Source organism: Rhizobacter sp. P3_C12 (assembly GCF_056402735.1).
In genome coordinates this window covers 1-25,140 of the sequence record NZ_JBFUGW010000076.1, presented here as the reverse complement: position 1 = coordinate 25,140, position 25,140 = coordinate 1, and the positions used below count along the sequence as shown (strand labels likewise).

Sequence of the window (25,140 nt, the reverse complement as noted above, 5' to 3'; positions counted from 1 at the left end):
GCGCTGGTCGGCGCCGCCGGCTGGGCCCGGCTGCCGGCCGCGGTGCAACGCCGTTTCGGCTGCGCCCACGGCGACACCACCTACATCGGCCACCTGGAGCTGGGCTGCTCGCGCATCGGCGCGCTGTGTGCGCTGGCGACGCAGCTGTTCGGCGGGCCGCTGACGCGCATCCAGGCGAGCGGCGTGACGACCACGGTGCGCGTCAGCGACGACGGCCGCGGCGGCGTCGTCTGGGAGCGCGGCTTCCACCGCAACGCGATGCTGGGCGCGAGCCATGTGCGCACCGTGCGTTCGACGAAGCAGCTCGACGCCGACGGCCGCCTGTTCGAGCGCACCGACGGCGGCCTGAGCATGGCGCTCGACGTCTTCGAGGAGCGTGGCTCGCTGGTCTTCCAGAGCCGCGGCTTCTCGCTGGTGTGGGGCCGGCTGCGCCTGCCGGTGCCGGCGCTGCTGACACCGGGCACCTGCCGCGTGATGCACACCGACCTGGGCGGCGGCTTCTTCCGCTTCACGCTGTCGATGGTGCACCCGCTGTGGGGCCGCACCTTCCACCAATCCGGCGTGTTCGCCGATCCGCACACTGAACTCTGAGAGAACCCGCGATGAACACCCCCATGACCACCCTCTTCCTCCTGCTGTCCGTCCAGGCCCTGATGGGCGCCTTCGACAACCTGTGGCACCACGAGCTGCAGGCGCGGCTGCCGCAGCGCGCGGCGGCGCGCCACGAGCTCTCGCTGCACGCGGCGCGCGAGGCGATCTACGGCATCGTCTTCATCGGCCTCGGCTGGTTCGAATGGCGCGGTGCGTTCGCCGCGGTGCTGGCCGGGCTGCTGGCCGCCGAGGTGGTGATCACGCTGGCGGATTTCCTGGAAGAAGACCGCACCCGCGCGCTGCCGCCGTTCGAGCGGCTGCTGCACACGCTGCTGACGATCAGCTACGGCGCCTTCATCGCGCTGATTGCTCCGGTGCTGTGGGGCTGGTCGCAGCAGCCGAGCGCCCTCGTGCTGACCCCGCATGGCACGCAGGCCTGGGTGTCGTGGCTGTTCACGCTGTACGGCGTCGGCGTGCTGGCGTGGAGCGTGCGCAATGCGCTGGCAGTGCGGCAGCTCGGCCGTGTGCAGCCCGCACCGGCAGCCACGCCGCAGCCTTCGCACCGCATCGAGCCGGCGGTGCTTGTCACCGGCGCGACCGGCTTCGTCGGCAGCGCGCTGGTGGCCAGCCTGCGGCGCGACGGGCGGCGCGTGATCGCGCTGTCACGCGACCTGCGGCAGGCCCGCGCGGGCTTCGGCCCGGGCGTGTGGGTGGTCGACAGCCTGGAGGCGATCCCGTCGGAGACGCGCATCGACGCGGTCGTCCACCTGGCCGGGGCCCGCGTGCTCGGCCTGCCGTGGACCGCGGCGCGGCGGCGCGAGCTGCTGGCCAGCCGGGTCGACGGCACGACCGCGCTGCTCGGGTTGATGCGGCGGCTGCAGCAGGCGCCGCGCGTGCTGGTGAGCGCATCGGCGGTGGGCTTCTATGGCGCGTCGCCGGAGGGCTCGTTCGAGCCGCTCGACGAGGCGAGCCCGGCGCGCCCGGGGCAGTTCCAGTCCGACCTGTGCGCCGCGATCGAGCACGAGGCGCGGCGTGCCGAGGCACTGGGCGTGCGGGTCGTGCGCATGCGCTTCGGCGTGGTGCYGGGCCGCGGCGATGGCGCGTACCCGATGCTGGCGCTGGCCGCGCGTTGCGGGCTCGGTGCGGTGCTGGGCAGYGGCCGGCAGGCGGCGCCGTGGATCCACCTGGACGATGCGGTCGGGTTGGTCCGCTTCGCGATGGACCGCGATGATCTCGAAGGCCCGCTGAATGGCGTCGCACCCGAGACGCTGCCGCAAGCGGCGTTCGCGACGGCGATGGCCGCCTCGTTCGGCCGCCGCGTGCGGCTGCGCATGCCGGCGGCGCCGCTGCGCGCGCTGGCGGGCGAGATGGCGACCCTGCTGCTCGACGGGCAGAACGCCGTATCGCATACGGCGCTGGCGGCGGGGTATCGGTTCAGGTTTGCCGGGGTTCGGGCGGCGCTGGAGGACCTGGCGGGAACTGTCGCGCCACTCAGAGTTGCACACCAGACGCCATCGCCGCAATGAGCATCGCCACTGTCTGGTCCAGGCCGTCACGACGCAATGCTTCGAGCATGGCCTGTGGATCAGGACGCGATTTCAGGTCCATGCGGAACTGGCGAAATGCCGCGATGAAGACGGCCCCGTACGCTGCGAGCAGGGCAGAAAGAAAGTCGTCTGGTCGCCGCACTTCGATGCCCATCGCCTGCAAAGCTCGAACCTTGAAGTCGCGGACATTGCGTGTCACCAAGGCAACGTGCTGCTCTCCGGGATACGCCTTGGAGTGCAGCAGATATTGCGCGCAGGCCGCAACATGCACATCCTTGGCCGAGCGAAGCGCAGGTTGCACCGATGCGAACATGCGTTGAACGTCACGCGTGTCGAGCATCGCCGTTGGAAGTGCTGTGTTCAGCCGATCTTCGAGGGCCCTGGTTTCAACAGCATTCGCCTTCCGGCCGGTCTCGACCAATGCCCGGCTCATCTCCTCCAGGATCATCGAGGTCCAATGCAGCTTGAGCACCCCCTGGTAGTCAAGGTAGACGAGCAGCCCCCGCGTCGTTGCCGCGAACAACGTGTCGGCATCGGCCACAACGGGAATCACGGCGCGCCGAATATCTCGTCGTCAAGATCGCCTGCAAGCTGCTTCAGCGCCGTCCCTTGGCGCACCCGTTCAGCAGCCTGCCAGGCCAGCACCTCGCTCTTCAGCACCCGGCGTTGATTGCCCACGCGTTGATGCAGGTCGATGGCGCCGTCATCGATCAAACGAACCACGAACGGACGCGAAACGCCCAACAACTTTGCCGCTTGCTCGGTGCTCAGTACGGTATCGGCTTGTGTTTGGCCGACGTCGCGCGATTCCGCGCTCGCCGCCAGTGCCACATCCGCGCCCTGCAGCGCATCGAACAGATCGCGCTGAATGGCCATGCGTGTGGCCGGGGTCAATCGAACGTGGCGCCCGATGATCGTCATCAACCGATCTGTCGGAATCGACACGCGCAACACCAACGGTGTTTCAGCGCGTGGCGATCGAGCGGATCGTGACGGAGCGGACTTGCGTTCGGAGGCTGATGACTTGGAATTCACGCGCCGATCGTACTCGAATCACTCGAAATACGCGAAACAACATCCCGCAGACACATCACCGCTACGACTTCTTCTTGGGCACCTTCGCCCCCGCCTTGCGTGCCTCCGACAGCCCGATCGCCACCGCCTGCGCGCGGCTCGTGACCTTCTTGCCGGAGGTGCCGCTCTTCAGCGTGCCTTCGTTGCGCTCGTGCATCGCGCGCTCGACCTTCTCGGATGCCTTCTTGCCGTACTTCGTGGCCATGTCGCTCTCCTTCGGTGAATGGACTTCACCGCATCGCGGCAATCGACATGCCCATCAGGCCAGCGGCGCCAGCAGTGCCTTCAAGTCGGCCTCGCTGAACTTCACCGTGGCCTCGCCGTCCACGCCCAGCACGCCTTCGGCCAGCGCCTCCTTGCGCTGCTGCAGCGCCAGCATGCGCTCCTCGATGCTGCCTTCCACCACCAGCTTGTAGACGAACACCGGCTGGTCCTGGCCGATGCGGTGCGCGCGCGCCGTCGCCTGCTGCTCGACCGCCGGGTTCCACCAGGGGTCGAGGTGGATCACCGTGTCGGCCGCCGTCAGGTTCAGCCCGACGCCGCCGGCCTTCAGGCTCAGCAGCATCAGCGGCAGCTCGCGCTGCTGGAAGCGCCGCACCACGTCGCCGCGGTCGGCGGGCGGCGTCTCGCCGGTCAGCATCAGGTGCGGCAGGTTCAGCGCGGCGAGTTCGTCGGCCACCAGCCCCAGCATCTCGGTGAACTGCGAGAACACCAGGATGCGCCGGCCCTCCTCCAGCAGCTCCGGCAGCGTCGCGCGCAGCCACTCGAGCTTCGCGCGCTCCATCGTCGGGGCCATCGCGGTGCCCTTCAGCAGGTACGGGTCGCAGCACACCTGGCGCAGCTTCAGCAACGCATCGAGGATGCTGATCTGCGCGCCGCCGAAACCGGTGCGCTTCAAGAGCCGCCGCACCAGCTCGTCGGCGGCCACGCGCACGCTCTCGTACAGCGCGCGCTGCTGGCCTTCGAGCTGCACGCGGTGGACCATCTCGGTCAACGGCTGCAGCTCGGTCGCGACCTCGTCCTTGCGCCGGCGCAGGATGAAGGGCCGCACGCGCTGCGCGAGCAGTTGCGCGCGCAGCGTCTCGCCCTGCGTCTCGATCGGCTTGCGCCAGATTCGCTGGAAAGAGCGAGAGTCGCCGAGAAACCCCGGCATCAGGAAATCGAAATGCGCCCACAGCTCGCCGAGGTGGTTCTCGAGCGGCGTGCCCGTCACGCACAGCCGGTGGCGCGACTGCAGCCGGCGCAGCGCGGTGGCCGCGCGGCTGCCGGCGTTCTTCACCATCTGCGCCTCGTCCAGCACCACCAGGTGCCAGGGCTGCTGCGCGAGCGTGGCGATGTCGCGCCACAGCAGCGGATAGGTCGTCAGCACGAGGTCGTGCCCGGCTGTGTCGGCGAATCGCTTCGACCGGTCGGCGCCCTGCAGCGTCAGCACGCGCAGCGCCGGCGCGTTGCGCGCCGCCTCGGCCTGCCAGTTCGCGATCAGCGAGGTCGGCAGCACGACGAGCGCCGGCAGGTCGAGCCGCCCGGCCTGCTGCTCGATCAGCAAATGGGCCAGCACCTGGGCCGTCTTGCCCAGCCCCATGTCGTCGGCCAGGATGCCGGCGAGGTGGTGCTCGCGCAGGTACTGCAGCCAGGCCACGCCGTGCCGCTGGTACGCGCGCAGCTCGAGCCCGAGGCCCGCCGGTGATTCCACCGCCGGTGGCGTGCCGGCCGCGCGCAGCCGCTGCGTCAGCTCGGTGAGGCCGGCATCGCCCTGCAACTGCCAGCGGCCGTGCTCGCCGGCGCGCGCCGCCTGCGTGTCCATCAGGCTCAGCCGCAGCGCCTCGATGCGCTGGGCCTCCCAATTGGACAGCTTCATCGGCCCTTCCTGCCGCTTCGGATCGGTCAGCAGGTCGAGCATCGCGCTGACGATGGCCTTCAGCGGGCCGGCCGGCGATTCGATGCCGCGCCCGCCCTTGCCACGGCGCAGCATGATGATCTTGTCGTCGGGGATGTCGGCTACCTGCCGGGCGTCGAGCCAGCGCGGCTCGCGCTTGAACAGCTCGACCAGCAGCGGCGCCAGGTCGACCGGCTCGCCGTCGACCTCGATCCCGAGGCTCACCATGAACGAGGCTTCGCGCTTCGGCTGCCCRAGCGCGCCGAACGGCACCTGGTGTCGCGACGGCGCATCGACCAGCTCGCGCCCCTGCTCGGCGCCGGTGACCGGGTCGATCAGCAGGCGCCAGCGCTCCACCGGCGCGCTCATGTGCGCGAAGCCCGGCGCCACCACCACCGACCAGCCCAGGCCCTGCAGGCGCGGCACCTGGTCGAGCCAGAAGTCGCCGAACTGCACTTCCTCGGGCAGGGTCCACAGCTGCGGATGGCCTTCGCCGGCGTCGCTGCTGCGCCACTGCAGCGCCTGCATCGGCAGCGGGCGCAGGCCACTGGACCAGAGCGCGTCCATCGCATCGGCCTCGCCGGCCAGGTCGCGCTCGAGCACGACGCGCTCATTCCAGGCGCCGCGCAGCAGCTCGGTCGGCGAGGGGCGCTTGCCGAGCACGCTGGTCGGCGCCGGTGTCTCCCAGTGCAGGCCGGGTGCCGCCTCGTAGGTCCATTCGATGCGTGCGACGCTCAGTTTCTGGCTGCGTGGGCCGAAGCCGTTCATCGCGCGCATGCCGAGCAGGCCGTCGCCGCGGGTCAGGGTCTGCAGGGTGAGGCGGGGGCGCAGCGGGGCGGTGATGGGCGGGTCGGAGGGCAAGGGCATGCGGGGATTGTCAGCGCGACGGTGGCGGCCTGTTCGCAACACCCGGCCACATGACTGCCGTGCCATGCGGAACCATGGACGCCGACAAGGCACTCAGTGCGGTCTTCGTCACGGCGTCAACCCATGAGCATCGGAAACTTTCCCCCCGCCCCCCGCCTCCTCAACCCGACATCCGCGTCTGTCAGCCGTGCGGGCGATCCGGACGCGGTGCTTGAACGCGTCATGCAGCGATTGACCGTTCCGTACGATGACGAGCAACGGCACGATGCCGCTCTGTACTTCATGCGCCTGCCCGAGCCGGACTTCGAGGCCTTGACATGGCTCAGCGAACACCGTCTTGCGGAGGACGGTTCCGGTTTCGAGAGGTATGCGGACAACGTGGGACTTCTCGACCTGTCGGCGCCCAAGGACGATGACCACCGCCTGAAACAAGAAGATCTGCGATGCCTGCGCCATTGGCTCGCGAGCAGCCACGCGCCAGCCAGCACCGAACTCGACCTCTCGGGAATGCCGCTGGACCAGACTGCAGGCGACATTCTCGCCAGCATGGTCCATACGGGACGGCTGTGCGGACTGCATCTCTCCAGCGTCGACTTGCCGAACATCCCCACTCTCTGCGAGGCGATGGAGGGCAACACCTCGGTCACGTCACTGACGCTGAGCGGCAACAGCGGCGCCGGCTCCGGCGACGCGATTGCATCGATGCTGCGGCACAGCGTCGCCCTCACGACCCTGAGCATGGCGGGATGTTCGCTCGAACCGGCCGACGTTCAGAAGATCGCCACGGCGATTCTGTCCGGCGGGACACTGCAGACCCTCGATCTGAGCCGCAACCCATGGGGAACGATCGGTCTGAAGGCGATCAGCGAACTCGTCGAGGCATCCACGACGCTGAGCAGGTTGACGATGGTGCACCAGAACCCCGAGCAAGCCAGCGCTGATGAATTCGGTGCCTTCTGCGAGGCGTTGGCCGCAAACACCACGCTGCGGCACCTGAGTCTTGGAAGCAACTCGTGGTGCACCGATGCGAACGCCAACGCGCTTCACCTGGCCCTGAAGAAGAACAAGACCCTCGAACACGTCGAGCTGTGCGGGGACCGCGCGGTATCACACCCGGCCCAGCAGACAACCGTCCTGGAAGGCCTGGCCGCACACGGCGGACGGCGATCGATGAAGCTGGACTCGTTCAACTTCACGGAACAGGATTGCCAGATCCTGGCCGGGCTGCTGTCCCACGCGGACTGCCTCGTCACCACATTGGCCATGTCCAATCCCCGATGGCCCCGCGACAAGAGCAGCCAGAAGATGGAGATTCCCAGATCGTTGGTCAGTGCGATCCTCACGAACCACAGCCTGACCGAGCTGGAGATCGGTCCGAAGCCGATGAACGCGGCAGATGCCATCGAGGTCGAAAACACGTTGAAGAAGAACCAACGCCTGCACCTTGCCGCCGGGCGGGCAGTCGTCTTCATCGGACAAGCAGGTGGGCATCTGCTGCCGAGAGACCTGGCCGCGCCGCTGAGCGATGCCTTCAGCGCCGTTGCCAGCGGCTGGGCCTTGCGGCAGGTCGTCGACGCGGCGTCAGGGCTGTTCACGTCGCCGGCAAGGACTTGAAACTCGCTCAGCGCGGCTTGTCCAGCTGCCACTGCAGGTGCGCCTGCACCGCCGGCCACTCCGCCCGCGTGATGCTGTAGACGCAGGTGTCGCGCAGCAGCCCGTTGGGCATGCGCTGGTGGCTGCGCAGGATGCCGTCGAGCCTGGCGCCCAGGCGCTCGATCGCGCGGCGGCTCTGCTGGTTGAAGAAGTTGGTGCGGAACTCGACCGCGATGGCCTCCTTCTCGAACGCATGCGACAGCAGCAGCAGCTTGCACTCGGTGTTGAAGCCGCTGCGCTGCACGCTCGCCGCCGTCCACGTGGAGCCGATCTCCGCCCGCTGGTTCACCGCATCGATGTTCATGAAGGTCGTCATGCCGACGACGCGGCCGGCGGCATCGCGGGTCGTGAACGGCAGCATCGAGCCCTTGCGCTGCAGGTCGAGGCGGCGCTCGATCTCGGCGCGCATCGCCCGCGGCGCGGGGATCGCGGTGTACCAGAGGTTCCACAGCTCGCCATCGCTGACGGCGGCGATCAGGTCCTGCTCATGGTCGAGCGAGAGCGGCTCCAGCGAACCGTGCGAGCCTTGCAGTCGGAGGGGGGTGAGCCAGCTCATCGTCATCGTCCTTGCGAGAAGTTCAGGGGTCAGGGTGCTCTACAGTAGCGCCGGTGTGGCACCTTGAAAAGTGCCACGGATCCTGATTTTCATGGTGCCACGATGAACCCACCCGTGCCGCAGGCCCTGCTCGATGCACCGCTCTCGCGCGAGCGCGGCCCGGCGTCGCTGCAACGCCAGCTGCACGACCGGCTGAAGCAGGCGATCCTCGGCGCGCACCTGTCACCGGGCAGCCGCCTGCCGGGCTCGCGTGCGCTGGCCGAGGCGCTGTCGATCTCGCGCAACACCGTCACCGCCGTCTACGACCTGCTCGCGGCCGAGGGCTACCTGCTGCCCGACCGCCAGGGAACGCGGGTGGCGGCGCTCACGCGCCCGGCGCGCAGTACGCCGCGCCAGCCGGTGCAGCGTGCCGCCTCGGCCCCCCCGCCGGTGATGGCCCGGCGGCTGGCGGCGATCCAGTCCGAACCGGCGCGCGCCGATGGCGAGGCGGCGCTGCGGCCCGGCGTGCCCGCGCTGGCCCAGTTCCCGCTGGCCGAATGGCGCCGCGCGCTGGATCGCGCAATCGGCCGCGCCGGCCCGTCGGCGCTCGGCTACGGCGATCCGCTCGGCGAGCCGGCGCTGCGCCACGCGATCGCCCGCCACCTGGGCGTGGCCCGCGGCGTGCGCTGCGAGCCCGCGCAAGTGGTCGTCACCGAGGGCGCGATGGAAGCGCTGGCGCTGTGTGCGCGCCTGCTGACGAACCCCGGCGACACCGCGTGGGTCGAAGACCCCGGCTACCGCGGGGCCCGCACGGCGATGCATGCGGCCGACCTGCAGCTCGTGCCGATGCGTGTCGATGCCGAGGGGCTGTGCGTGCCCACGAGCGACTGGGCCGCGCGGCCGCCCCGGCTCATCTACACGACGCCGTCGCACCAGTACCCGTCGGGCGCGGTGATGAGCGCCGCGCGCCGGCTCGAACTGATCGCCAACGCGCAGCGCCACGGCACCTGGATCATCGAGGACGACTACGACAGCGATTTCCGCCACGCCGGGGACCCGATCGGCGCGATGCAGGGCCTGGTGGCGCAGGCGCCGGTGCTGTACGTGGGCACCTTCAGCAAGACGATGTTCCCGTCGCTGCGGCTCGGCTTCCTGGTGCTGCCCGAAGCACTCGCTGCGCGCCTGCAGGCACCGCTCGGGCAGCTGCTGCGCGGCGGCCACCGCCACGAGCAGCTGGCGCTCGGCGAGTTCATCGAGAGCGGCGCCTTCGGCCGGCACCTCGGCCGCATGCGCCGGCTGTACCGCGAGCGGCAGGTCGCGCTGCGCGATGCGCTGTCGCGCCACCTGCGCGTGCCGCACGAGATCGCCGGCGGCCAGGGCGGCATGCACCTGACCGTGCGCTTGCCGAGCGACTGCCCCGACACCCGCATTGCCGCCGCCGCACTGCGCCAGGGCATGGCACCGGCGGCGCTGTCGAGCTTCGCGCTGCAGCCCGCGGCCGAGGACAACGGGCTCGTGCTCGGGTATGGCAACACCTCGGCAGAGCGCTTCGAGGCGCTGGTCAGGAAGTTGTCGCAGCTGGCGCGCGCGAAGGCATAGCGGTCGGCAGACGCCCGGCTCACGCGAAACGGCCCTGCACATTCAGGATTTGCAAGCGGTCCAGATGGCCACTACCGGTGCGGTGAGGGGATTGCTCTACTGCAGCCCCCATCGCCCTGTCGCGCCGCGACACCCCTCCCGTGCCGACCCACCATTCTTCTTCGCGCTTGTTGCAGCGCGCCACCTTGCTCACGATCATCGCTGCGTTGCTGTGCGCGCAGAACAGCCTGCATGCCGAGATCCAGGTCGCGAGCACCTTCCAGGATCCCGCGTTCATCAGCTGGATCAACGACGCCACCGACCGCCTCTACCAGATCGGGCCGGTGAGCATCGAGCGCTTTGCCTGCTCTCTGGGGAGCCAGCGCGTGCCCTCCCCATTCGGGTACCGCGACTATCCCAACGATACGATCGTCGGCTGCGCGAGCAGTGCCGACGACGCCCTCGCCCAGGTGTTGACCAAGGTGGATGCCCACCTGCGCGGCATCGCTGCCACCACACACAGCGACAAGTTCTACGCACTGCAGTTCTCGACCTTCGTCGTTCGAAAGAACGGCGACGCCATCGCGGTCTACGGCCGCTTCAAGAAGGCTGCGCTCGCGACGGCCCGGAACACACCAGACGATCGCCCGGCCGACGACTGCAGCAGCACCTCGCGCCCGTTGGCCGGCGACCCCATCGTGATCGCGACCGGCCAGAGCTTCCAGGTCGACGCCGACTACCTGGCGCCTCGTTCGAGGGGGCTCGCCTTCCAGCGGTTCTACAGCAGCGCCGGCAGCACGGAAGGTATCCTCGGCCTCGGCTGGCAGCACAGCTTTTCCCGCAGCATCGAGGCCTTGCCTTCGAATGGCGCAGCGACGCAGGCCAACGTCATTCGCGGCAGCGGCAGGGCGCTGCGCTTCGAAGCCTCGGGTGGCAGGTGGTCGCCGGATGCGACGGACGCATCGACGCTGGAGACTCTGCCGGACGGCTGGCGCTATCGATCGGAAGCGAACGAACTCGAAATCTACGATGCGCAAGGCCGGCTGCTGAGCATCACCTCGGCGAGCGGCGACACGACTCGCGTCACGCGCGATTCAGCGGGGCGCGTGGCAACGGTGGACGACGCCTTCGGCCGCAGCCTCGCGCTCGGCTACGACGCCGACGGCCGGCTCTCCTGGCTGCGAGACGTTGCAGGTGCCACGACGCGCTACGCCTACGTCAGAACGAACGGGATCTCGACGCTGAGCCGCGTGGCCGACGCGGCCGGCGCCTCCAAAGCCTACCTGCACGAGCTGAACCAGCTCCCGGGCGCACTCACGGGCTTGCAGGATCAGAACGGTGCACGCCACGCCAGCTGGTCGTTCGACGACAGCGGACGCGCGACGAGTTCAGAACGTGCCGGCGGTGTCGACCGAACCGTGCTGGCGTATGCGGCGGGCTCGACCACCGTGACCGACGCCCTGGGGGCGACTCGCGTGCTGGGCTACCAGACGCTGGGCGGCGTGGCCTTCCTGAACTCGGCCTCGCAGCCTGCCGGCAGCGGGTGTTCCGCCGCCACGCGCCGCTGGCTGCACGACAGCGCCGGCAATCTCATCGAGAAGGATGACTTCAACCAGGCGCGCGTCTGCCTTGCGTACGACGACAGGCGTCGGCAGATCCGGCGCGTCGAGGGACTGAGCACCTCGCACAGCTGCGCAGTCATGCTCGCCGAGGGTGCCGTGCTGCCTGCGACCACCCGCAAATTCAGCCGGCAGTGGCACCCGGACTGGCGGTTCGAGACACGGCGCGCCGAGCCCGGCCGCATCGTGACCCGCATCTACAACGGGCAGCCTGACCCTTTCAATGCGCAGGCACCGGCGGCCTGCGCCCCCGCCGATGCGCTGTTGCCCGACAGAAAGCCGATTGCCGTGCTGTGCAAGGAGGTCGTGCAGTCCACCACGGACGGCGACGGACACCTCGGCTTCGGTGCATCGCTGCAGGCCGAGCCGGATCGCGTCACCCTTTGGACCTACAACGCGTACGGGCAGGTTCTGACCGCGACCGAGCAGGGATCGAACGGCGAAACGACCACCACCTACGTTCACTACGCCGACACCACCGCCGACCACACGCAGGGCGATCTCCAGCGCATCACCACGGCCACTGGCGACGTGACGCAGTTCACCGCCTACAACCGCCATGGGCAGGTGCTGCAGCGCATCGCGCCCGACGGCAGCGTCACGAACAACACCTACGACGCGATGCAACGGCTGCTGAGCACGACGGTGGATGGCGAAGCAGTCAGCTTCGCCTACGACCCGGTCGGCCAGCTGACCCGCATCAGCGATGGCGACGGCGGCTGGGTCGGCTACGCCTACGACGACGCGCATCGCCGGACCGCGGCCTTCGACCACCTCGGCCACCGCATCGGCTTCCAGCTCGACGCCGCAGGCAACGTGACCGGGAAAACGATCAATGCCCCCGACGGCGCGCTGACCCGGCAACTGGCTCGCAGCATCGATCTGCTCGGGCGCGTGCAGCAACAGGTGGAGCGGCCATGATGACGATGCGAATGCTGCTCCCGGTTCTCGCCGCAGCCGCGCTGGTGTGTTTCGATGCCAACGCCCAATCGCTGCCCCCTGCGCCGGTGTCCCCGGCACCGGTCACCCGCTACGAGTACGACGCCCAGGGCCAGCTGACCCTGCAGACGCAGGCCCCCGAGGTGCCCGGGCTCAATCTCGACACCCGCTTCGCCTACGACCGGCTGTACCGGCTGACGGCGCGGACCGACCCGCTGCAGGGCCGCACCGGCTTCACCTACGACGGCCTGAACCGCAACACCCAGGTCACCGACCCGCGTGCGTTGGCCACACGCTACGTGCGCAACGGCTTCGGCGACGTCACGCAGGTGATCAGCCCCGACACCGGCACCACCACGCTCACGTGGGACGCGAACGRCACCCTGCGCGCGCGCACCGACAGTCGCGGTGTTCTCGCCACCTACCGTCATGACCCCGATCACCGGCTGACCGGCCTCGTCTTCAGCCGCCCGGGTGAAGCGGAGCTGAGTCTCGGTTGGTCGTACAGCCAGACCGGCCCCGACTTCGCCTACGGCGGTGGCCGCCTCACCAGCAGCCGCTTCCCCGCCGGCTCGGCGCTGTACCGCTACACCGGCCAGGGCCGGCCTGCTGCCACCGTGCAGCGCATCGAGGCTGTCGGCGGCGCCAACCCCGCGCCCGTCGTGCACACCGTTGCGTACACCTACACCCGCGGCAAGCTGACCGCGCTGACCTATCCGTCGGGCGGCGTGCTGTCCATCGGCTACACGCAAGGCCAGGCCACCTCGCTGAGCTTCGCCACCGATGCGGGCAATGCCGCCGTGCCGCTGCTCGGCGAGATCCGCTGGGAGCCCTTCGGCAGCGCGGTGCGCAGCTGGGCCTGGCAGATGCAGGCCGGCCCGCTGCCTCACGAACGCTGGCGCGACCTGAGCGGGCGCATCGTGCGCCAGCGCCTCGGGCCGATGTTCCGCGACCTCACCTACGACGCGGCCGACCGCGTCGCGGGCTACACGCACTGGCTGCCCGACGGCACGCCGCAGCCGGCGCTGGACCAGCAGTTTGGCTACGACGGCAACGGCCGGCTGACGAGCGTGGGCAGCGCCCACGCGAGCTGGGCGCTGAGCTATGACGCCTCCGGCAACCGCAATGTGCTCAGCCTGAACGGCAGCGCCAGCAGCTACGCCGTTGAACCCGCGAGCAACCGGCTCAATGCGATCAGCAACCCGGCACGCAGCTTCTCGCACGACAGCGCCGGCCACGTGATCGGCGCGGACTACGGCGCGACCTACAACCTCGCCGGCCAGCTCGCCACGCTGACCCGCAACGGCGTCACCACCGCGTACAGCTACGACACCGGTGGGCAGCGCATCCGCAAGAGCGACGGCAGTGCCGCCGGCACGCTGATCTTCGTGCACGACCACCAGGGCCAACTGCTGGGCGAGTACGACGCGTCAGGCGCCGCGGTGCGCGAATACGTCTGGCTCGGCCACATCCCGGTGGCGATCGTGATGCCCGCAGCGAATGCCGGCGAGGCACCGCGAATCCACTTCATCCACGCCGATCACCTGGACACGCCGCGGCTCGTCGTCGACCTGCAGGGCGCCACGCGCTGGCGCTGGCTGGCGGAGCCCTTCGGCAGCACCGCGCCCGAGATCGACCCGAGCGGCCTCGGCCCGCTCGCCTTCCCGCTGCGCTTCCCCGGCCAGTACGCCGATGCCGAATCGGGGCTGTTCTACAACGGCCAGCGCTACTACGACCCGCAGACCGGGCGCTACCACCAGTCCGACCCGATCGGGCTGGTCGGCGGCATCAACACCTACAGCTATGTCGACAGCCAGCCCACCGGGTACGTCGACCCGAGCGGGCTGCAGTACGCCCCGATGCCGGGCCTGCCGATCCCGCTGCCGCCGGCGGCCGTGCCGGGCACCGCCGAGAACAAGGTGCTCGCCGAGGCGACGATTCGCGCGATCCAGGCGGCCAGCGAGGCGGTCAGCAATGTCTACGGGCGCTGTGCGCAGGCGCTCGGGCGGGCCTGGGATCGGATGTTCAATGAGAATGGGGCAGACAACGTGCCTCCTCTTCCGGACGTTCTTGTTGGGGATCAGGGGGACCCAAGGGCCGGGCCCAACAAGGGTGGAACGAAGCACACGAGCGGGCCACTAAAACCTGAGTACGGCGGGACGGGTGACTTTGATGCCGATCTCCAGAAGTTGACCGGCGGTGCGCGTCCGTGGCAACCGGGCGACAAGGCTCCGCCGGGGAGTCTGATAGGTGCGAACGGGATTTTTGGCCGGCCAAAGAACAGCAGTGGTGGACAAAGCATTGACATACCAGCGAACGGGAGCAGACCCCATGAAACCCTTCACTACCCCTGAGTTGATGCCGAACGGAAAGAGGGCCTTCAGGTATCAGTGCGAAGGAGTTGATTGCGGAGCACTCGGGCGCTTGCTGGAAGGCCGCAAATTGGTCGCCTATGTCTTGCCCGAAGGGCATACGCTGYAGGTGGCTTGGGAGCTTTCGTTCGTCTTCGAGTCAGGATTCGTGCTTGAGTTTTCCTCTGCTTGCACGGAGGTAGCTGAGTGGCAAGAGGTCGGCAGCCTCAACATCCGCTTGACGCACCTTTCGACGCCAGCTGGAACTACGACCGTGGTCACCCATAGAAGTGAACTCCAGCCGATCGACGTGGTCTGGGCCGAAAAACTGATCTACGAAGACCAGGATGTAATGGTCGAGTGCGGTCTCGTGCTTCGCGGAGGAGAGGGGCAAGAAGTCGTGGTTGCCGCCGGAATTCCTCCCGGGTCAGTTTCCGTTCGCGCTCCGTTCTCGCCCGCGCTGTTCGAGCCTCAGTTTCCGCTCCCTGCCTGTCGCCGGGAACCCTGCGACAAGCGAAGAAGTGACCTTGCCCCCGGGTACCACACTCCATAGCTGAGGGCATCCCGCCAACTACCTCAAGAGATGGACACCTCCCACGACCGAGCGCCTCGTCAAGTGAATGGAGATCGTTGATGACCCGGCTTGAACGAAATCGTCTTCACACCACGTCCCGGGACTTCTTCGACATGCATGGCCGCACGCTCATGAAGCTGAACGTCGATGCGGCCATTGAAGTGTGCTTGCGGGCTGCCGCGCATGGGCTTGTCGTCGCCCGAGTCGAAGGCGGGATATGGCACCGAGGAACGGCAGATTCATACCGCGTTCGTGGTCACGGCGCCACCCATCTCGGGAAGGCCTCACAAGTCATCTGCTGGTCGGGCAGACTCTCATGATTGAACTCGACCCGGACCCTGTAGTTTGGTCGATCAGGTCCTCCGATGGAAGAGCCTGCATGGCCTGTCGTTCAGCAAGTTCCTGGCAAACCGAAGGACAGTTGACTGGGTCCCTGACCCTCGAGCGGCAGATGTGGCAACGGGATCGTCCCTTGAGGGACGCCGCCCTGATTCGAGACTTCCGGATCGAGTTGCCGCAGGTCGTCCTTCGGATCGACTCGTTGCGACGCCTGCGCCAGCGCCTTGCTGAATGGCAGGTGAACCCTGCTGAGTTCACATGCAAGCTGTGCGACTCGAATGCCGGAGATCAGCAGCTCTCGATGTCCATCGGTCGCGACGAGCGGCTCATCGCGGACATCTTCAAGCCAGCATTCATCATGACCTACGATTGCGGCCCGTCCATGAACGGCCGTTGGGCATTCTTGGTGGATCAATCGTGCATCCGACTTTGCGCGGAAAGCCTGGGCAGATTTCTTCGGGCCACAAGCAAACCATGGATCCAAGGCCGGCGGAGCCTTCCATACGGGTGATGACTACACCGGCGTGCGCAACCGCAACTCCGGTGCCGGCAGCGGGTGATACGGCTGCGGCGCATCGTTCTCTCGGAACTTCGCCTCCAGCGCCTCGACGCCTTCGAGCAGCGCCTGCAACTGAGCCGCCTCGTCGGGCTTCAGCGGCCGGGTCTCGTCCTTGCAGCCGGGTTTGCCATCCGGCCCCAGCAGGCACTCGCAGCGGCACGTCTGCTCGTCCGGCTGCTCCGGCTCGTGCTTGCGGCAGCGCAGCGGCCGCACGCACCGAGCCGCCTCGATCGCCTCCTGCAGGGGCACCGTGTGCGCCTGGCTCGCCGCCGCCGAGGCCGCGCCCTTCAGCCAGCCGCGCAAGCCCACCAGCAGCGCCTGCAGCCGCACCCAGCGCTGCTCCTGCCACGCCGGTGTCGCCCGCTCGCCCGGCGCGTCCGCATAGCGCTCGACRAACAACTTTCCGCTCGCGGTGCCGTAGCGCCGCGCCATCCGCAGGATGCGCTTGCGCGGCATGCCGATGTGCAGCTCGCCCTCGCCCGGCCGCAACGCCAGCCGCGCGACCCGGTTGCGCGCGGTGGCCAGGCGCATCGCGCTGCGGTCCTGCCAGTCCTTCGCGGTGAGTCCGGCCGCCAGCAGGAAGCCCGCGAGGAAACCCAGCGGCTTGTGCACCCGCTCGGGCGCCTGCAGCCGCGTGCCGTCGTCGGTCGGGTCGAAACGCTGCCAGCTGTCGCGGCTGCCCTGCAGGTGCGTCTTCGGCAACCAGACGAATTGGTTGCGTCGGAATGGGTTGCGCTGGCCCAGCCACAGCCCGAAGGTCGGCCAGCGCGGCACCGCCGCATCGAACAGGTGGATCGGGAAGTTCGAGCACAGCCCGCCGTCGGAGAACCAGCAGCGCTTGAGCACCCTCTCTTCGCGCGGCATCTCGTGGTCGACCGCCCACAGCGGCACCGCCGAGAACAGCAGCGGAAAGCTCAGGCTCAGGCGCGCCGCGACGAGGATCGGCAGGTCGCCGCGCGGCAGTTCAAACAGGCCCTCGCTCTTCGCGCCCTCGCCGGCCGGTGGATCGAAGTCGCTCGTCGGTGCATACGGTCGCGCCGCTTTCCTCATCGCCGCGACCACCCGTTCCGGGAAGAACCGCTCCATGTCCTCGCGCCGGAAGTACACGCGGTCGGTCTCGTCCTGCAGCGGCAGCCGGTACGGCCGTCCGTGCGTCACGTTCGTCGTGATCAGTTCCAGGTTGATCGAGCGCAGCCGGCGATCGTCGCCATCGCACACCGCCACGCGCGGCGAGCCCGGCGAGGCCGGAGCCGACCACAGATCGCGGAAGGTCAGCGGTGCATCCTCGCGGCCGAGGCCGGCAGCGAGCTGGATGCCCTTGTCCAGCCATTCGACGAGACCGGGGTCGGTCTTCGGGTCGCGGCCCGGCTGCGTCTTGCCGCGGCACAGGCCGAGGTCGTTCTTCACCAGGCCCTTGATCAGATCGGGCCGCAGCCCGTACCAGACGACGGCCAGCAAGACGCAGACCGGTACCGCGAGCAGCAACGCGAGCAGGTTGCCCCGGCCGATCAACAGGCCGAGGGCGACTCCCCACAAGGCCGGCACGCGGTAGCTGGACAGAATCGGCCACAGCAGCCGCACCCAGCGCGGCACGCGGCTGCGGCGCGTCTCGCCGTAGATGTCGACCGCGCCGACGAACAGGTCGAACAACCGCTGCCCCTCAGCCGCCGGCTGGAACAACGACAGCATCTTCGTGCGCAGCCCGCGCGGCCCCGGCTTCGCGAGGTCGCCCGGCGCGCGTCGCAGCACCTCGAAGCCGTCGTCGTAGCCGTTGCGCCGGCCGTACTCCGCCGCCGCCGCGAGCGCCGCCGYCATCGCGCCCACCGAGGTGCCGCCGATGCTCTTGAAGCGGAACGCGCGCGCGATCTCGAGGATCGCCCACGGGTAGACGACGCCGCTCGCGACACCGCCCGTCAGCACCAGGTCGCAGAAGCGGTCGGCGGGCGGACGCTCGGTCAGCGGCTCGGGCACTTCGACGAAGTCTTCGCCGGTGTCGAGCAGCGGCGCGGTCATTCGAAGGCTTCCCGGTCCACCGCGTCGACCCACAGGTGGCCATGGTCCTCGGTCGCCAGTTGCTCCAGGCCGTCGCGCGTCGGGTACAGCAGGTAGGCCGTGCCGCACGTGCGCACGAACGGTTTCAGGCCGTCGAACGCCTTCACCCCTTCCGGATCGCCGGGCAGCACGAGCTTCGCGTCGGGCTGTTCATGGTGGGAGGCCAGCGGATCCTTCGCGCGGCCTGCGTCGCGGCTGCCCATCGGCACCCGGTCGGCCCACTCGCCCAGCAGGTGCTCGAACTGGTTCTCGATGCTGCTGCAGAAGAACAGGCCGAGCAGGCCGCGCCCGGTCTCGGCCGTCTTGTCCTTTTCCCAGGTCGGCCCGTACGGCGCGCCGCGCCGCAGCAGCGGGCGGCGACGCAGGTGGTGCGCGATCTCGCCACCGCGCGGGTTCATGCGCCGGATGTGCGCGCCGAACGGGCAGCCCTGGCCGTCCGGATCGCCTTCGTAGTTGAAATCGTCCTCGGGCTCGCCGGCAGCCTTCGCCTGCGTCTGCGGATCGATGCGCCGCCCGTCCGGAAAGCGGCCGCACAGCTTGGCCTGCACCAGGTCGATGGCGGCCGGCTCGCCGAGCGCCCCACCGCTGCCCTCGACCAGCTGCTGCGCCCGCTCCTTCACATAGCCGCGGAACGCCGGCTCGTTCTGCTCCATCTGCCGCAGCACACCGAAGCTCGCCTCGCAGAAGAACGAGCGCACGGCCTGCGGCTGCGTGGCGAGCGCCCACGGGTTCGCACCGCCGTCGTCCGGGTGGCCGAGCAGGAACTCGCCGGGGTGGTGCATCGAGACCTCCTCCAGCTTCTTCTGTTCCGGCGGCGGGTTGTCCGGATCGAGCGACCAGCCATGGATGCCGACCTTCGACAGGCCGTCGCGGTAGCCGAAGTGCACCCAGCGCTCGCCGGATGCGCCCTGCGAGAAGTTCTCGCCGCGCAGCCGGGCGCCGTGGACCTGCACCTCGAACCCCCGGGCCAGTGCGAACACCCGCGTGAGCAGCCAGACGACCGAGGCATCGTCCTCATGGTGCAGGCTGATCACGGCATGCAGCGCCTCCAGCTGGAAGGCCGGGTCCCAGCGGTCCGGCGCGCTCGATCCGGTGTCGCCCAGCCGCGTGGCGGCCTGCACCGGCGCCCCGAGGTGGAACGACGGTGCGAGCTTCTGCAGCACCAGCAGCACGCGCAGCGGCAGTTTCAACGCCTCCAGCCCGCGGTAGGTGAAGCCGATGCTCAGCTGCGAACCCGGCCAGTCGCGCTCGGCCGGCTGGTACGTCACCTCCTTGCCCAGCGCGGCGAGGAACCGGCGCGCCTGCGAGCCCGTCCCGTTGAACCTGAGCAGCAGGTGCTGCACCATCCGCTGCTTCGGCGCGCGCAGCACGATGCGTTGCACATGATCGAATTGCGGCCCGAACTGCGTGCGCGCCGTGGCCGGCATGAGCGGCTGCGCCTTCATGGCTTGAGCCCCAGCACGCGCCGGATCTGCGCCGTCTCGGCGGCCGGATAGGCGCTGAAGAAGTAGCCCTCCGCCACCGGCCGGTCGTTGCGCCGGATCAGGTCGATGAAGGCGCCGGGGTACTTGTTGACCGGCATCGGCGGCGCGTCCTCGACGTGCTCGAAGATCTTGTCGAACAGCTCGCCCACTGCCAGCGCGAAGTGCTCGATGTACGACTCGAACAGGCCGTCGTACACCGTGTGCAGCACCAGCCGGTTGTCGTTCTCGATGAACTCGAACCATGCGAAATGGATGTGCCGCGACTCGAGCAGCGCCGTCTCGATGCGCGGCGCGCCAGCACGGATCACGGCCTTCAGCGCCTCGGCATGCACGGCGATCGGCGTCTTCACGCGCATCGACACGTTCAGCGCATGCTGGCGATCGCGCCGGCAGGTCAGCGGGTAGCGCTTGCACGTGAAGCCCCAGCGTCGCTCGAGGCCGGCCACCGTGCCGTCCTCCGGGTCGAGCGCCTCGGCCAGGCCGCGCAGTTGCAGCACGCGGCGCACGATCTCGGTGATCAGCGGCCGGGCCAGCATGTTGCCGATGCAGGCATGCAGGCCGTGCGGCGGCGAACCGCTGTCCAGCCCGAAGATCAGCGGGTCGGCTTCGGCGGGGGGTGGGTTCGCGAACGCCGTGCCCTTGGCACGCAATGCCGCGACGATCGACAGCAGGCACTCGTCGCCCGGCTCCAGCTTCGCGCCGCCCGCCAGCGGAAGCTCCGCGATCACCCGGCGCGGCAGGTAGGCCGCTGGCGGGTGCAGCCGCAGCGCCTCGGCGATCCACGGCCACAGGTCCCGGTGCGGCTTCGTCGAGTCACGCAGCCGCTCGACCAGCCCGTTCCTGAAGAACTCGTGCAGCGCCGAGCACACCGCCGCCTGCACGTTGCCGACCACCCCGGACATCACCCCGACCACGACCACGCCCAGTTCCTCGCCGCTCAGGTCGCCGGCATGGCCGGCGAGGCGGCGCATCGCAGGGACGAACCCGTGCGCCACGTCTATCCGCAGGTCCACGCCGGTCGGCAGGTTGTTCGGGTCGCGCTGGTACTCGTCGATCAGCTCGCAGGCGCGCGCGAACAACGCGGCCATCGGCTCGCGTGCGCCGGCCAGCGGCGCGGGATCGCTGACGAAATGCCGACCCAGGATCTGGTGCGTCAGCGCCATGTACGCGCCGCGCAGCGCCTTCTCGAGCAGCGGGTAGTCGCTGGTCGCGAAGCCGAACAGCCGGCTGCAGAAGCGCAACGCCGCCTGCTCGGCGAACTGCGCCAGGTCGAAGCTCGGTGCACGCAGCCAGATCGGCTCGGCTTCGTCGACCGCCAGCGCGGCCAGCTTCGGCACGGTCTGCGCGTCGACGTAGTGCAGCGCCTGCGCGGCGGCGCTGCGCTGGCGCTTGCGCAGCGACTCGGGGTCGAGCCCGAGCAGGAAGGTGCCGGAGCCGAGCTTGTTGTAGGCCTCGTTGCTGAAGGCCTTGTCATCGCCCAGCACGGCCGCGATGTGATCCGCCCGCATCAGCAGCTTCACCTTCTTGTGCCCGAAGGTCGGGTCGCTCCGCAGCGGGCTGGCCTCCGGCTCGTATTCGTTCACATGGTGGATCGCGCGGCTTGGAAACTCCAGCACGCCGTGCCGGCCGGAAGGCTGCAGCAACTGCTCGAACAGCACATCGCGCTGCGGCGGCAGGCTCGCCGGATCGTGCGGCCGCAGGTTGCGCCAGTCGCACAGCCAGTCGAACAGCATGCGGTTGCGCACGTAGTCGGTCGTCGTCGCCTTGAACCACGTCGGCAGATCGACCAGCTCGGGCCGGAACTTCTTGTCGGTCGTCATCCCACCTCCCGCGTTGCCGCGTCAAGAGCTCAATTCAACTGATGGACCGCAGCAGCTCTCGCGCCTGTCGCAGATCGTGCGTCTCCAGCCCCTCGGTGAACGACCCGTACGCCGGCTTCAGCAGCTGCAGCGCCTCACGCGTGCGGCCGTCCTCGTGCCACAGCCGCGCCAGGCTGGTGGCGCTGCGCAGCGCGAAGCCGCGCTTGTGCTGCTGCATCGCCAGCTCGTGCGCCGCCCGCAGGCCCTGCTCGGCCACGCGGCGTGCCGCCGGCAGCAAGGGGCCGTCGCGGCGCAGCGTCAGCTCGGCGATCAAGCGGCGCACCTCGGCCTCGTAGTAGCGCTCGCCGTGCGCCTGCACGATGCCCATGGCCTCGTCGAGCCGCGCCAGCGCCTGCACCAGGTCGCCGCCGCGCGCGAGGCCCTCGGCCAGCAGCGTCAGGTACAGCGGCCGCGTGACGACGGCGCCGCTGCGCGCCCACAGCGCCAGGCCCTCGCGCATCTCGGCCACGCCCTCGTCGTGCCGTCCGCGCTCGCACTGCAGCCAGCCGTGCATCACGTGCGCATGCGCGAGCCACACCGCGAAGCCGCCTTCGTCGCAGATGGCGATCGCCTGCTCGGCGCAGGCCAGCGCCTGCGCGTGCTCGCCGCGGTAGCGGTGCACGTTGGCGGCAAAGCCGAAGGCCTCGCCGAGGCTGAACTTGTGGTCGAGCGAGCGCGCGAGCTGCTGCACGCGGTCGATGCGCGCCAGCGCGTCGTCCGGGTGGCCGAGCTCCCACTGGCCCCAGGCCGAGTAGCACAGGCACATCACGCCCGGGTCCTGCACCGCGGCGCGGCGGTGGTGCTCCGGCCGGTACACCGCCAGGCACTCGTCCATGCGCTGCACCGCGGCCAGCCCATGGCCCTCGTGGAACAGGATGTTGGCCGTGGCCCAGCGCACCTGCAGCCGCGCCATCGGGTCGCCGCCCTGCTCGGCCAGCGCCTCGGCACGCCGCGCGATCTCGTGCGCCCGCCCGAAATCGCCGCGCATGAAGTGGTAGCCCTCCAGCCCGAGCTGCGCCTTCAGCTGCGCGACCGGGTCGCCCAGTTCGTCGCCCAGCTGCTCGGCCCGGGCATAGGCGCGCTCGACCGGCGGCGCACCATAGCCTTCGGTCGCGATGTAGCGCGACGCGAGCAGCAGTTGCAGGCGCAGCTCGATGCCGCGCCGTTCCCTCTCTTGCGTCAGTTCCTGCGTTGGTTCCTGCAGCTGGCTCCCCAGCAGCGCGAGCGCGCGCTGCAGGTGCTGGATCGACTCGTCGTGCGCCGAGCGCGAGGCCGCGAGCCGTGCCGCCACCTCCCACTGCCCGAGCGCCTCGGCCGCCAGGCCCGCCTCGGTCTGGTGATGGGCCAGCAGCTCGGGCTGGCGCTGCGCCAGCTCGGGCCACGAGGCGCGCAGCACCGCCGCGACCGCGCGGTGCACCTGCTGGCGGTCGCGCGTCCACAGCGACTGGTAGGCGATGTCGCGCACCAGCGCGTGCTTGAAGGCGCAGCGCCGCTCGCCCGGGCCACCGCCCGCCTCGTTGCCGCCGACGCTGGTCAGCAGCCCCGACTGCTCGATCAGGTCGAGCTGCGCCCTCAGTTCCTGCGGCGTCATCGGCCGGCCGCCGTGCGCCAGCACCTGCTCCAGCAGCGCGACCGGGAACTCGCGCCCGAGCACCGCGCCGAACTGCGCGACGGCCCGCGCCGGGCCCAGCCGGTCGAGGCGCGCCATCAGCAGGTCCTGCAGGCTGCCTGGCACGTCGAGCGCCTGCGGCAGCACCTCGTCGAGCGTCGCGCTCTGCTCCACCGCCATGCGCGCCGATTCCTCGAGGAACAGCGGCACGCCGTCGGAGCGCCCGGCCAGCAGCCGCACCACGCCGGCCGGCAGCAGCGATTCGCCGCAGGCCTGCTTCAGCAGCCGGCGCGACTCGTCGGGGCGCAGGCCGTGCAGCTCGATCGTCTGGTGCACGACCGGCGGCTGCCAGGAGGCCGCGGAAGAAGCGGCATCGTCGGTCGCGCTGCGCTCGGTCAGCAGCACCAGCATCGGCGCCTGCCCGCCGGCAGCCAGCAGGCGGCCGAGGAACTCGCGCGTCGACGGGTCGACCCAGTGCAGGTCTTCGACCACCAGGCAGACCGGCCGCGCCTGCGCCGCGCGCTGGAACCACTCGACCAGCGTCGCCAGCGTGCGTTCGCGCAAGCGCTCCGGCGTGCCGGCCAGCGGCTCGCCCGGCAGCGAGAGCAGCGCGGCCAGCACCGGCAGCGCCTGCGCCGGGTCCAGGCCGGGCGGCAGCGCGTCGGCCAGCTTGCGCAGGCGCGCCGGCCCGTCGTCGTCGTCGCGCAGGCCCAGCCAGTGGTGCATCGCGTCGATCACCGCATGGAAGGCGCTGCTCGCGTGATCGGGCAGGCAGCGGCATTCGAACGAGCGCGCGCCGCGCGCCTTCAGGCCGTGGCGGAACTCGCGCACCAGCCGCGACTTGCCGATGCCGGCATCGCCGCGCAGCTGCACCACGCGCATGGCGCCGTCGTGCAGCGCGTCCCAGTGGCGCCCGAGCGCGGCGAGCTCGTCGTCGCGGCCGACGAAGGGGGTGAGCCGCGGCAGCGCGTCGAGCCGGTGCTCCTTGCGGTCGTGCAGCACGACGCCGGCGCGCTGGGCGCCCTCGATGCCCTTCAGCGCCAGCACGCCGTCCAGCGGCTGCACCGTGAAGCGGTGCTGCACCAGCGCGAGCGTCATGTCGGAGACCAGCACCGTGCCCGGCGCCGCCTTGCTCTGCAGCCGCGCGGCCAGGTGGATCGACACGCCGACCGGCTGGCCGGCCATCACCGAGACGCGCCCGGTGGCGATGCCGATGCGCACCTGCACCGGCGTCGACATGCCGGCCACCGACTGCACGATCGCGAGGCCCGCCGCCACCGCCTGCTCGGCACTGCGCTCGCTGGCGGCCGGGTAGCCGAAGTACGACATCACGCCGTCGTCGCCCTGCGGATCGTCGGCGACGCCGCCGTGGCGCTCGATCTGCGCGATGCAGCGCTGGTGGAATTCGGCCAGCAGGCTCGCATAGCGCTCGCTGCCCAGCCGGTGCAGCCAGCCGGTGGAATCGACGAAGTCGAACGACAGCGAGGTGACCTGGCGCGCATCGTTGCCGGCCGATGCGCGGGCGTCGGGCAGCACCAGCACCGCATCGCCATCGCCGTACAGCTGCAGCCACGGTGCACCGGGCCTGCCGCGCACGGCGCGCACCGCCTCGGCGATCGGCTGGGCCTGCGCAAGGCGCTCGCACAGCGCGCCGAACCAGCCGGCATCCTTGCCGTCAGGGCTGGCGTCGCCGGGCGGCACGACCAGCAGGCTCGCCCCGAGCACCGCCAGCTGCTGCGCGAGCGGTGCCAGCTGCAGCCCGGGCACCTGCCCGACGACGAAGAGCTTGGGCGGGCGCAGCCAGGTCACGCCGGCCAGCAGCTCGTGCGGCGCACCGCTGTCGAGGCGGATCACGTCGTGCCCGGCCAGCAGCCCGGCGATCGCATCGGCCGGCACGGCATCGCGCGCCAGCGAGGTCGACACGACGGCCGGGCTGTCGAGCGCCGGCAGCACCGGCCGGGTCGCCTCGGCGCGGCCGGCCGCATCGCCCAGCCGCAGCACCTGCAGCGGCCCGCGCCGCGGCACGCGCCGCAC

At 69.9% G+C, this 25,140-nt stretch carries 17 protein-coding genes and 1 pseudogene; 7 read left to right on the top strand and 11 right to left on the bottom strand.

Translation table 11 applies throughout. From position 1 onward, the window contains the following. Both AC1DXV_RS14215 and AC1DXV_RS14210 read left to right on the top strand, forming a co-directional pair. On the top strand, positions 1-591 hold a 591-nt coding region (locus AC1DXV_RS14215; RefSeq protein ID WP_477934113.1), incomplete at its 5' end, for a DUF4166 domain-containing protein. 11 nt (positions 592-602) lie between these two features. Then, positions 603-2,117, top strand: a complete 1,515-nt coding sequence (locus tag AC1DXV_RS14210; protein WP_477934111.1) for a TIGR01777 family oxidoreductase — start codon at positions 603-605, stop codon at positions 2,115-2,117. Here AC1DXV_RS14210 and AC1DXV_RS14205 read toward each other — a convergent pair. The 4 genes from AC1DXV_RS14205 to AC1DXV_RS14190 form a co-directional block, all read right to left on the bottom strand. Further along, complete coding sequence (locus AC1DXV_RS14205) at positions 2,083-2,691, bottom strand: VapC50 family PIN domain-containing toxin (RefSeq protein WP_477934109.1); 609 nt, start codon at positions 2,689-2,691, stop codon at positions 2,083-2,085. The genes AC1DXV_RS14210 and AC1DXV_RS14205 overlap by 35 nt on opposite strands. Further along, on the bottom strand, positions 2,688-3,059 hold the full coding sequence (locus AC1DXV_RS14200; protein WP_477869517.1) for a helix-turn-helix domain-containing protein: 372 nt from the start codon (positions 3,057-3,059) through the stop codon (positions 2,688-2,690). The genes AC1DXV_RS14205 and AC1DXV_RS14200 overlap by 4 nt, the downstream gene beginning before the upstream one ends. 175 nt (positions 3,060-3,234) lie before the next feature. Next, on the bottom strand, positions 3,235-3,417 hold the full coding sequence (locus AC1DXV_RS14195) for a DUF6496 domain-containing protein (protein WP_477869519.1): 183 nt from the start codon (positions 3,415-3,417) through the stop codon (positions 3,235-3,237). Between the two features lie 54 nt (positions 3,418-3,471). Beyond that, the gene (locus AC1DXV_RS14190) at positions 3,472-5,955 is read right to left on the bottom strand and encodes a DEAD/DEAH box helicase (protein WP_477869521.1); all 2,484 of its coding nucleotides are present in this window, start codon (positions 5,953-5,955) and stop codon (positions 3,472-3,474) included. A 123-nt stretch (positions 5,956-6,078) separates the two neighbouring features. Here AC1DXV_RS14190 and AC1DXV_RS14185 point away from each other — a divergent pair, with 123 nt between their 5' ends. Beyond that, complete coding sequence (locus AC1DXV_RS14185) at positions 6,079-7,569, top strand: leucine-rich repeat domain-containing protein (RefSeq protein WP_477934107.1); 1,491 nt, start codon at positions 6,079-6,081, stop codon at positions 7,567-7,569. 7 nt (positions 7,570-7,576) lie between these two features. On the opposite strand, the gene AC1DXV_RS14180 is transcribed toward AC1DXV_RS14185, so the two are convergent. Continuing rightward, positions 7,577-8,164 (bottom strand): GNAT family N-acetyltransferase, encoded by a 588-nt coding sequence (locus AC1DXV_RS14180; RefSeq protein ID WP_477873144.1) that lies wholly within the window; start codon positions 8,162-8,164, stop codon positions 7,577-7,579. Between the two features lie 102 nt (positions 8,165-8,266). Here AC1DXV_RS14180 and pdxR point away from each other — a divergent pair, with 102 nt between their 5' ends. Beyond that, the gene (gene pdxR, locus AC1DXV_RS14175; RefSeq protein ID WP_477934105.1) at positions 8,267-9,742 is read left to right on the top strand and encodes a MocR-like pyridoxine biosynthesis transcription factor PdxR; all 1,476 of its coding nucleotides are present in this window, start codon (positions 8,267-8,269) and stop codon (positions 9,740-9,742) included. 19 nt (positions 9,743-9,761) lie between these two features. Here pdxR and AC1DXV_RS14170 read toward each other — a convergent pair whose 3' ends face one another. Continuing rightward, positions 9,762-9,941, bottom strand: coding sequence for a hypothetical protein (locus tag AC1DXV_RS14170; RefSeq protein ID WP_477934103.1), 180 nt, complete (start codon positions 9,939-9,941; stop codon positions 9,762-9,764). On the opposite strand from AC1DXV_RS14170, the gene AC1DXV_RS14165 reads away from it, so the two are divergent. From AC1DXV_RS14165 to AC1DXV_RS14155, 3 genes are read left to right on the top strand one after another with little or no spacing between them, the layout of a single operon-like run. Further along, positions 9,928-12,261, top strand: coding sequence for a DUF6531 domain-containing protein (locus AC1DXV_RS14165; RefSeq protein ID WP_477934101.1), 2,334 nt, complete (start codon positions 9,928-9,930; stop codon positions 12,259-12,261). The two genes, AC1DXV_RS14170 and AC1DXV_RS14165, sit on opposite strands and share 14 nt — an antisense overlap. Beyond that, the gene (locus tag AC1DXV_RS14160) at positions 12,258-14,633 is read left to right on the top strand and encodes an RHS repeat domain-containing protein (RefSeq protein WP_477934099.1); all 2,376 of its coding nucleotides are present in this window, start codon (positions 12,258-12,260) and stop codon (positions 14,631-14,633) included. The genes AC1DXV_RS14165 and AC1DXV_RS14160 overlap by 4 nt, the downstream gene beginning before the upstream one ends. Continuing rightward, positions 14,611-15,183 (top strand): hypothetical protein, encoded by a 573-nt coding sequence (locus tag AC1DXV_RS14155; protein ID WP_477934097.1) that lies wholly within the window; start codon positions 14,611-14,613, stop codon positions 15,181-15,183. The genes AC1DXV_RS14160 and AC1DXV_RS14155 overlap by 23 nt, the downstream gene beginning before the upstream one ends. A 412-nt stretch (positions 15,184-15,595) precedes the next feature. Here AC1DXV_RS14155 and AC1DXV_RS14150 read toward each other — a convergent pair whose 3' ends face one another. The 5 genes and pseudogenes from AC1DXV_RS14150 to AC1DXV_RS14130 form a co-directional block, all read right to left on the bottom strand. Then, entirely contained in the window at positions 15,596-15,958 is a 363-nt protein-coding gene (locus AC1DXV_RS14150) for a hypothetical protein (RefSeq protein WP_477868907.1), read from the bottom strand. An 890-nt stretch (positions 15,959-16,848) separates the two neighbouring features. Beyond that, positions 16,849-18,115 (bottom strand): annotated as a pseudogene (locus tag AC1DXV_RS14145) (hypothetical protein); the annotation flags it as partial. Next, positions 18,112-19,599, bottom strand: a complete 1,488-nt coding sequence (locus AC1DXV_RS14140; protein ID WP_477867531.1) for a hypothetical protein — start codon at positions 19,597-19,599, stop codon at positions 18,112-18,114. The gene AC1DXV_RS14140 and the pseudogene AC1DXV_RS14145, both read right to left, overlap by 4 nt. Next, complete coding sequence (locus tag AC1DXV_RS14135) at positions 19,596-21,458, bottom strand: cytochrome P450 family protein (RefSeq protein WP_477867529.1); 1,863 nt, start codon at positions 21,456-21,458, stop codon at positions 19,596-19,598. The genes AC1DXV_RS14140 and AC1DXV_RS14135 overlap by 4 nt, the downstream gene beginning before the upstream one ends. Positions 21,459-21,492: 34 nt before the next feature. Further along, the coding region (locus AC1DXV_RS14130; RefSeq protein WP_477934095.1) for an ATP-binding protein at positions 21,493-25,140 on the bottom strand (3,648 nt) is incomplete at its 5' end.